Genomic DNA, 9,083 nt, shown 5'->3' on the forward strand with positions numbered 1-9,083 from the left:
CGCGCGGGCCGGCGGGTCGCGGTGCGGCAGGTCGGGCACCGCGCCACTGACCCGGGTGCCGGAGCCGCGGCGGGAGGTGAGCACGCCGTTGGCCCGCAGCAGCTCGTAGGCGCGGGTCACCACGGTGCGGGAGACACCGAGCTGGTGGGCCAGCTCCCGGCTGGGCGGCACCGGGTCACCGGCGCGCAGCCGGCCGGTCCGCACCGATCCGCTGATCTGGTCGCAGAGCTGCTGCTGCAACGGCACCGGGCTGTCCCGGTCCAGCACGACAAGCAGCTGCCCCCCACCCACCCGACCGCTCCCCCGACTCATCCCCCGCCCCGATCCTAGTCCGCCCCCCACCCCTCCTCTGGTCGATCATGAGGTTGGCGGCGGTGTCGATTTCGGTTCGTGCCGTCAACCTCATGACCGACGGGGTTCAGAGGGAGACCGGACGGCCGCCGAGGGTGACCGACAGGCGACCGTCGGGGGTGAAGGACCACGCCAGGGCACCGGAGTAGGTGGCGCAGCGGGAGCCGTTGGCGCCGGACCAGAACTGGTTGGAGCTGTCGACGTTGCCGACGGTCTTGTCGTTCGCGCCGCTGCCGGAGCGGCAGGAGGTGTTGCTCCGGAAGACCGAGGTGCCGGCGTCGAACGAGAAGTTGCGCTCGGTGTTGTCGATGCTCAGGTTGTTGGCGATCGTCATCGTGCCCGGGTTGCGGTTGTACGTGAAGCCGTGCTTGCCGTTGCGGTACGCGATGGTGCGCCGGACGGTGTGGTTCACCGCGATGTCCTCACCACCGAGCTTGAACCCGTTGCGGTCGCCGTTGCCGTTCTGGGTGCCGTTGCTCAGCGTGCCGTTGCCGTACGCGAGCGAGTCCTCGATGGTCACCGCTCCGATGGCCCCGGTGTCGGTCTTGGTGTAGAGGTCCCAGCCGTCGTCGATGTTGTGGTGGGAGACCGCGTACCGGAACACGTTGCCACCGCCGACGGTGAGCTTGGCGGCGAACCCGTCGGCGTCCTCGCCGTCGGAGTCGGCGTTGTCGTGCGACTCGACGCCGACCATCAGGTTGTCGGCCGGCCACTGGTCGCGGGGCGTGCCGGAGGCGATCCGGGACAGTTGCAGGCCGGTGTCCCGGTTGAAGCGGGTCACCGTCCGTTCGATGACGTTGTGGCTGCCGCCGACGAAGATGCCGTTGTCACCGGCGCGCTCGACGACGATCCCCCGGACGTGCCAGTAGGAGGCGTTCAGCGCCAGGCCCCGGTTCGCCGGGTCCTCGCTCATCGCCGAGAAGTTCAGGACCGGCGTCTCCCCCGGGTACGCGTACAGGTTCTTGCGCGCGGCGGCGGTGCCGTCGTTGCCGGCCGCGATCGTCACCGTCTGCGCCAGGTTGTAGGTGCCACCGCGCAGGTAGACGGTGCCGCCCGCGCCGACCCGGCTGATCGCCGCCGCGACCGTGGTGGGGTTGGCCTGGGTGCCGGGCGCGCCGGCGGTGCCGTTCGGCGCGGCGTACACGGCGCCGCTCGTCGGCGGCGGCGTGCCGGGCGGCGGGGTGGACGGCGGTGGCGTGGTGGGTGACGGGGTGCTCGGCGGGGTGCCGGTCGGTGGCGGGCCGGTGGTCGGGGTGACCCCACCGGTGCAGGTGACGCCGTCGACCGCGAACGCGGACGGAACCGGGTTGCTGCCGGTCCAGGCGCCGTTGAAGCCGAACGAGGTGGTCGCGTTGGTGCCGAGCGCGCCGTTGTAGCCGACGTTGGCGGCCCGGACCGAGGCGCCGCTCTGGCTGACGTCGGCGCTCCACGCCTGGCCGACGGTCTGCCCGGCGGTGAAGGACCAGGTGACGGCCCAGCCGTTGAGCGGGTCACCGAGGTTCGTCAGGTCGACGTTGGCGGTGAACCCGCCGGACCACTGGGCGGTGACCGTGTAGTCGACCCGGCAGCCGGCGGCTGCCTGGGCCGCGGTCGCGCCGATGGTCAGGCCGGACGCGGCGAGCGCCGCCGCCGCGGCCGCGGCGGTCCACAACGCCGTCCGGCGTCGTCGATCGATCATGGGGTCTCTCCTGCGGGTGGTGGCTCGTGCCCGCGCCGGAGCCGACACCGGTGCCCGTGCGGTGTCGGGGCGGGCCTGCTACCCGGACCGATCGCGCTTCCCGCGCAGTAAGCGCTTTCAGCAGCAGCCTACTGACCGACGTCGATGCGGTCAATCATCTCCGCCGGGCGCTGAACGATCTCGCCGCCGCGTCCGTATCCTCCGCCGACAGTGGACATCGTCCGGAACCGCGATGCCGGAGCGGGCACGAGCACGATTCCTGAGTCCTCACTTCGCACCGGGAGAGGTGACGCGGCGCGACCGCCGCGCGGCCCTCCCGGTCGACCAAAGGAGAGGTGCATGGCCAGGGGTATGCGCAACAACGCGGTCCTGAAACTCGGTGGGGTGGGCGCTCTCGCCGCGCTCCTGCTCGCCGGCGGGCTGCAACTGGCGTCCGCCGACGAGAACGGCCGCCCGGCCGCGTCGGCCGCCGCGCAGACCGTGAACTGCCCGACCGTACGCGACAAGCTGCCCCCGGTGCCCGCGGCGGCCGCCGCCGAGGTGGAGCGGGAGCTGGCCAACCTGGACCAGGAGATCGCCCGGCAGAACGAGCGCCTGGCCCGGCTCGCGGTCCGGCCCGAGGGCGGCCCGAACTTCGTCGACAACGCCATCCTCGGCCCGCTCGGGAACAAGCGCACCGCGGCCCTCGACCGCATCGAGATCGCCTTCAACCGGGTCGGCGCGGCCCGCCCGAACCTGGACGCGCTGGCCACCTGCGGCCTCAACGCACCCGGCGTGCCGAGCGCGGTCAACGGCAACGCCGGTGGTCAGAACGGCAACGCGGGTGGTCAGGACGGCAACGCCGCCGGCCAGAACGGTAACCCGGGCGGTCAGAACGGTGGCGCCGCGCCCGGTCCGGTCCGGACGGTGAACTGCCCCCGGGTCCAGCTGCCGGCCGTCCCGGCGGCGGCCGCGGCCCAGGTCCAGGCCGAGCTGGCCACGCTGGACAAGCAGATCGACGAGGCGAACGCCCGCCTGGCCCGGCTCGCGGTCCGGCCCGAGGGAGGGCCGAACTTCGTGAACAACGCCATCCTCGGCCCGCTCAGGGGCAAACGCACCGCGGCCCTCGACCGCATCGAGATCGCCTTCAACCGGGTCGGCGCGGCCCGCCCGAACCTGGACGCGCTGGCCACCTGCGGTCTGAACTGACGGCGGTACGGATCAGGTCGTGGCCCGGCGGCGCGCATTCCGCCGGGCCACGACCGGCCGTCACAGGGGGCCCAGCACGTCGGCCGGGTCGGCGTCCAGCACCAGCGTCTCCAGTACGGCGAGCAGTCGCCGCTCCTCGTACCGGAAGTGCGACTCCATGATCGCGGCCACCCCCTCCAGGTGGCGGCCCAGCTCCTCCGGCGGGGCGTCCCGGGTCACCGCGGCGCTCAACCCGGCGAGCAGGTGACCGATCATCGAGTGGTCCTGCCGCAGCTGGTGCAGCGTGTCCCGCAACTCCGGGTGCCGCTGTGCGAGCGCCGGGAACAGCTCCCGGTCCTCGCCCTCGTGGTGCGCGGTCAGCGCGGCACAGAACCCGTGACAGAACAGCAGCAGGTCCCGGGTCGCCGGTTCCGCCGGCGTGCCGTCGGCCAACGCCTGCCGCGTCAGCCGCAGCGCCCCGCGCAGCCGCTCGTGCACGGCGCGCATCTCGCGACTCCAGGCCACCAGCCTGGTCTGCTCGCCCTCACCCACGGGGAGAGGGCGAAGGGACGGCGATCGTCATCGTCGTGCTCCCTCCGGTCCGGCGCCTCCATGCCTGACACGGCCTGCCACCGACACGCGACGCTGCGCCGAGTCTAGGGCACGACGGGCGCGCGCCCGGCCCCGGACGGTCACCGGGGGCCGGGCGCGGATCCGTGGTCAGCGACTCCCGTCCGACCGGGCCGGCGCCGACGCGGTGCCGCCCCGGGTGGTCACCAGGCTCCATCCGATGGAGACGGCGAGGGTGGCGACGATGACGCCCAGGGTCAACGGGATCGGCAGCTTGCCGACCGGGGTCTCGGAGAGGATCAGCTTCACGCCGGCGAAGGCGAGCAGGAACGCCAGGCCGTAGTGCAGGTGCACGAAGCGGCGCAGCAGGCCGGCCAGGCAGAAGTAGAGGCTGCGCAGGCCGAGCACGGCGAAGGCGTTGGCGGTCCAGACGATGAACGTGCTGGTGGTGATCGCCAGGATCGCGGCGACGGAGTCGATCGCGAAGATCAGGTCGGTGGCCTCGACCGCGACGAGGACCACGAAGAGCAGGGTGGCGACGCGCCTGCCGTCGACGCGGGCGAAGAACCTGTCGCCGTGGTAGCGCGGGTCGGTGGGGACGACGCGGCGGACCAGGCGGACGACGAGGTTGCGCTCGGGGTGCATCTCGGCGTCGTGCCGGAAGGCCATCTTCCAGCCGGTCCAGACCAGGAACAGGCCGAACACGTAGGCGGTCCAGAAGAACGTCTCCAGCAGCTCGGCCCCGACGAAGATGAACGCCAGCCGGAACAGCAGCGCGCCGATGACGCCCCAGAACAGCACCTTGTGCTGGAACGCGGGCGGGACCGCGAAGTAGGTGAAGATCAGGGCGAAGACGAAGACGTTGTCCACCGACAGCGCCTTCTCGATCAGGTAGCCGGCGTAGTAGGCGCCGGCCACCTCCTGGCCCTGCCAGAGCCACAGCACGGCACCGAACGCCAGGCCGGCGGCGATCCAGACCGCCGACCAGACGGCCGCCTCACGGAAGCCGATGACGTGGTTGTCGCGGTGCAGGAACAGGTCGACCGCCAGCATCACGGCGATCGCCGCGGTCAGGGCCAACCAGGCCCACAGGGGTACGGACACGCGCAGCGCTCCCTCCGACCGGGCCGGCGGGTGCCGGCGAACGGGTCGAAGGTCTCCCCGGACCGCCCTCGCGGGTGGCCCGCGCGGCCGGGACCCGGGGCCGGGTCCGTACTGACGGTCGCGCGTCCGGTGGCGGGTACTCCCCCTCGAACTACGCTCGATTATTCACGAAGCACAGTTCGTATGTCAATCTCCCTCAGAAGCGGTCCCGGGTGCCGAGCAGGGCGTGGTGGACGGCTCGGCGCCACGGCGCCAGCTCGCGGTCGAGGTCGGCCCAACGGCTCTCGTCCACGTGCAGCGTCCCGTCGACCCGGGGAAGGGTCTCGACCAACCGCATGCGCTGGTCCTCGCCGGGGTGGGTGCTCCACAGGTCGGTGCCGCGCCGGGACATCTGGCGGGCCAGCGGCAGTTTCGGCGCCAGGTGTTCCCGCAGCTCGGCCGCCATCGCGTCGAGCTGCTCGCCGTCGATCCGGGGCGCCAGGTGCCACAGCTCGGACCAGACCCGGTCGGCCAGCAGGACGACCTCGCAGGACCGGAGGAACGCGTCCGTCCCCGCCACCCGGCGCGCCATCAGGTCCGCCCGGTACTCGGCCCGCCGGCTGTCCGGCATCGCGACGCTGTCCACGAGCAGTTGCGCGGTGGCGCCGAGGACGTTCACCAGCCCCAGGAACGCGTGCACCACGAGCGAGAGCAGGGCAACCAGGCCACCACCGTGCACGGCCACGGAGTCGGCGCCGTGCACCGCGCGCAGCCACGGGTTCCGCCCGCCGGTGGCCGCCACCGCCCGAGCGCCGAAGGTGCGCGCCAGCAGCGTCCGACGTACCCGGCGTGGATCCCCGTTGGCGAGGTGCCCCAGCTCGTGGGCCAGGAGCGCCACCCGGGCGGGACGGGGCAGCATCACCCACAGGGGAACGCCGATGACGAGCACCGACCGCTGTCGCCAGCCCAGCCGGGCCACCCCCGCGTTGATGCTCAGGTCGGCGCAGATCACGTCCGGAACCGGGGTGCCCGCCGCCCGGGCCACGTCGCCCACCAGGCGGTGCAGCTGCGGCGCGTCCCGCTCGCTGAGCACGCCCGTGCGGGGCACCCGCCCGAAGGCGGGCTTCACGAGCAGCAGCACGAGCACGGCGGGGAGCGCGAACGCCACCCGCACGCCGGCGGGCAGACCACTGGCCAGGAGAAGCCAGCCGAGGTAGCCGACCGCGACCGCCCCGACCAACCCCAGCGCCACCGAGACCGCCGACAGCCATACCTCACCGGTGGACGTCCCGGCCGGGCCGGCGTCGGGATCCGCCGCCAGCTCCGCGCGGGTCGCCCGGTCGATCCGCAGGCCGCGCCGGAACCCCCATCGCCCGACCAGCTTCGTGCCCCGCCACGGGGCCAGCGCGGGGTCGTACTCGTCCAGGTTCCACAGGCACCCGGGGCACCAGGACGCACTCTCGGGCGCCGCCGAGACCAGTTCGTGGCCGCAGCCGGCGCACCTGCCCGGCGGCATGATCGTCGTTGACACGAGGCAGGAGTGTAGGGCGCGACGGCCGATCGCGGCGGCCCCGGTGATGCCGGGTCCGGCACCACCGCACCGGCGCGGTCCCGGTGACGACCACTACCGGAGGCGGTGCCCCTCCGGCGTCGGGTGCAGCCTGCCGTCGCGCATCTCGACCGTGCGGTCCACGGCGGCGAGGTGGTCCCGGTCGTGGGTGACCAGGACGGTGGCGGTGCCCCGCTCGCGGGTGAGCCGGGCGATCAGGTCGACGACGGTGGCGCCCCGCTCGTGGTCGAGCGCGCTCGTCGGCTCGTCGACCAGCAGCACCACCGGGTCGTTCACCAGCGCGCGGGCGATGGTGACCCGTTGACGCTGACCGCCGGAGAGCTGGTGGGGCCGCCGTCGCGCCTGGGCGCCGAGACCGACCGCGTCGAGCAGGTCGGCCGCCCGTTGTCGGACCTGGGCCGGTGACCGTCCGTCCAGCGTGGCCATGACCTGGAGCTGCTCGGCGGCGGTCAGCGAGGGCAGCAGGTTCGGCTGCTGGAACACGATGCCGATCCGGCGTCGGCGCAGCGCGGCGAGCGCGCCCCGGGTCAGGCCGGTGGTGTCGACACCGTCGACGGTGACGATGCCGGCGTCCGGGGTGACGAGGGTGGCGGCGACCGCCAGCAGGCTCGACTTGCCGGAGCCGGAGGGTCCGACCACGGCGGTGAGGCTCCCCCTCGGCACCGACAGGGTGACGCGGTCGAGCGCGGTCAGCCGGCTGTCCCCGTCCGGATAGGTGAGGGCGACGTCGGTCAGGTCGAGGCTCACCGGGCGCTCCCCAGGGCGGTCAGCGGGTCGACGGAGGTGATGCGACGCACCGCCAGGGCGGCCCCGGCCGTGCCGAGCAGCACCAGCACCGCGGCCGGGAGCACGACGGTGGACGCGGTCAGCACGAACGGCACGTCCGAGCCGGAGAGGGCGACGCCGAGCCCGGCGGCGACGGCGGTGCCCACGACGGTGCCGCCGACCAGCAGGATCCCGACCTGGCCGAGCGCGTCGACGAGCAGCGTGGTGGTGGAGGCGCCGAGCGCCTTGAGGACCGCGACGTCACCGCTGCGCTGGATCGTCCAGATCGTGAAGAAGGCGCCGACGACCAGGGCGGAGATGGCGAACAGGAAACCGCGCATGAGTTGCAGCGACCCGTTCTCCGAGCGGTAGGAGCCGATCGCGGTCACCGAGTCGGCGGTGGTCACGGTCCGGGTGCCGGCGTCCCGGTCGGTGGCGGCCACGTCCACCCCGGGGCCGGTGCGCAACGCGATCACGGTGGCCGCGCCCGGCCCGGCGGACGTGGTGCGCCGCCACGAGTCGAGGCTGGTCCACACCACCGGGGTGTGGCTGAAGGAGGCGTCCCCGCGTACCGCCGCGACCGTCAGCTCCCGCCCGGCCAGGGTGAGGCGGTCACCGACCCGCAGGCCCAGGTCGGCGGCGGCCGAGGTGGTGAGCACCGCCGTGGCGTCGTCGAGGTCGGCGCCGGGCGGGCCGAGGTGCGAGCCGGGCCGGACACCGAAGACGGACACCGCGACGCCACGTCCGCCGGCGGTCGCCCGCGTGGTGCTGATGCCGAGCGGCTCGGCGGCGGTCACGCCCGGCGCGGCGGCCCACTGCCGCCACTGCCGTTCGGTGACGGTCGAGTCCACGTACGACGCCTCGGCGCCCCCGAAGGCGATCCGGTCGGCGGGCAGCCCGGTGATCGCGGAGGTGTTCTGCCGGTCCAAGCCGGCGGTCAGCCCGGACAGCAGGCCGACCAGCAGCGTGATCAGCACGATGACGGTCCCCATCAGGGCGAAGCGCCCCTTGGCGAATCTCAGGTCTCTCCAGGCGACGAACACGGCTCGGGGTGTCCCTTCCGGTGACGGATGCGGTCGCCCTCCACGGTCGCCGTCCGCCGGGCGGCCGACATCCGGCGAGGGACGTCATCTGCCGGGCGGAACGGCGGCGTACCGGTTACGACCTTCGACAGAGGCCCGCCGACCTGCCGTTCCTCTAGGCTGGGGAGGCCGTGACCACCGCCCTTCCCGCCCTGACGCCGACCGCCCGCGTGCTGGCCTGGTGCCTGCACCTGCTCGTGGCGGGCCTGTTCGCCCTCGCCGGGCTGCGGGCCGTCGCCACCGGCGGCCCGCACGCGGCGGCCGTCATCGCGGTCGCGGCGGCGGGACTGCTGGCGTACGCGGGCGGGGCCCTCCTGCCCGGGGTCCGCCGCTCGCGTCGGATCGCCGGATGGTGGCTGGCGGCGGTGACCGCGCTCTGGCTGGCGTTGACCGCGTTGACCGTCGACGGGCTCTGGGTCGCGTTCCCGCTGTACGTCCTCCAGCTGCACCTGCTCCCCCGTCGCGCCGGTGCGGTCGCGGTCGGCGTCACCGCCGTGGCGGCGATCGCGGCGTTCGCCGCCCACCGGGAGGCGGTCACCGTGCCGGGGGTGGTCGGGCCGGCGCTCGGCGCCGCCGTCGCGGTCGCCGTGGTCCGCGGCTACCAGGCGCTCCATCGGGAGAGCGAACGGCGCCGGCGCCTGATCGAGGAGCTGACCGCGACCCGCGCCGACCTGGCGCGGGCGCAGCACGACGCCGGCGTCGCGGCGGAGCGGGAGCGGCTCGCGCGGGAGATCCACGACACGCTCGCCCAGGGCCTGACCAGCATCCAGTTGCTGCTGCGCGCCGCCGAGCGGGTGCTGCCGGACCGGCCGGAGAC

General features: G+C 73.9%; 9 protein-coding genes. 2 read left to right on the forward strand and 7 right to left on the reverse strand.

The window, feature by feature from the left end; all coding sequences use genetic code 11:
• Together HUW36_RS18665 and HUW36_RS18670 are read right to left on the reverse strand one after the other, a co-directional pair.
• A partial coding sequence (locus HUW36_RS18665) for a GntR family transcriptional regulator (RefSeq protein WP_174529346.1) occupies window positions 1-291 on the reverse strand: 291 nt, incomplete at its 3' end.
• Between the two features lie 127 nt (window positions 292-418).
• Window positions 419-2,029, reverse strand: coding sequence for a cellulose-binding domain-containing protein (locus HUW36_RS18670; RefSeq protein WP_174529347.1), 1,611 nt, complete (start codon window positions 2,027-2,029; stop codon window positions 419-421).
• A 339-nt stretch (window positions 2,030-2,368) separates the two neighbouring features.
• On the opposite strand from HUW36_RS18670, the gene HUW36_RS18675 reads away from it, so the two are divergent.
• Complete coding sequence (locus HUW36_RS18675) at window positions 2,369-3,217, forward strand: hypothetical protein (protein WP_174529348.1); 849 nt, start codon at window positions 2,369-2,371, stop codon at window positions 3,215-3,217.
• Between the two features lie 60 nt (window positions 3,218-3,277).
• Here HUW36_RS18675 and HUW36_RS18680 read toward each other — a convergent pair whose 3' ends face one another.
• From HUW36_RS18680 to HUW36_RS18700, 5 genes are all read right to left on the reverse strand, one after another.
• The gene (locus HUW36_RS18680) at window positions 3,278-3,748 is read right to left on the reverse strand and encodes a hemerythrin domain-containing protein (RefSeq protein ID WP_174529349.1); all 471 of its coding nucleotides are present in this window, start codon (window positions 3,746-3,748) and stop codon (window positions 3,278-3,280) included.
• A 168-nt stretch (window positions 3,749-3,916) separates the two neighbouring features.
• Window positions 3,917-4,870: a TerC family protein gene (locus HUW36_RS18685; protein ID WP_281357538.1), complete on the reverse strand. Its 954-nt coding sequence runs from the start codon at window positions 4,868-4,870 to the stop codon at window positions 3,917-3,919.
• Between the two features lie 196 nt (window positions 4,871-5,066).
• On the reverse strand, window positions 5,067-6,380 hold the full coding sequence (locus HUW36_RS18690; protein WP_174529350.1) for a M48 family metallopeptidase: 1,314 nt from the start codon (window positions 6,378-6,380) through the stop codon (window positions 5,067-5,069).
• A 93-nt stretch (window positions 6,381-6,473) separates the two neighbouring features.
• The gene (locus HUW36_RS18695) at window positions 6,474-7,166 is read right to left on the reverse strand and encodes an ABC transporter ATP-binding protein (protein WP_174529351.1); all 693 of its coding nucleotides are present in this window, start codon (window positions 7,164-7,166) and stop codon (window positions 6,474-6,476) included.
• Complete coding sequence (locus HUW36_RS18700) at window positions 7,163-8,176, reverse strand: ABC transporter permease (protein WP_246248217.1); 1,014 nt, start codon at window positions 8,174-8,176, stop codon at window positions 7,163-7,165. The genes HUW36_RS18695 and HUW36_RS18700 overlap by 4 nt, the downstream gene beginning before the upstream one ends.
• Window positions 8,177-8,397: 221 nt before the next feature.
• On the opposite strand from HUW36_RS18700, the gene HUW36_RS18705 reads away from it, so the two are divergent.
• Window positions 8,398-9,083 (forward strand): histidine kinase (locus HUW36_RS18705; protein ID WP_174529353.1); only part of this gene is annotated, 686 nt, incomplete at its 3' end.

Origin of the sequence: Micromonospora maritima (assembly GCF_902825405.1) — a bacterium.
GTDB classification, from domain to species: domain Bacteria; phylum Actinomycetota; class Actinomycetes; order Mycobacteriales; family Micromonosporaceae; genus Micromonospora; species Micromonospora maritima.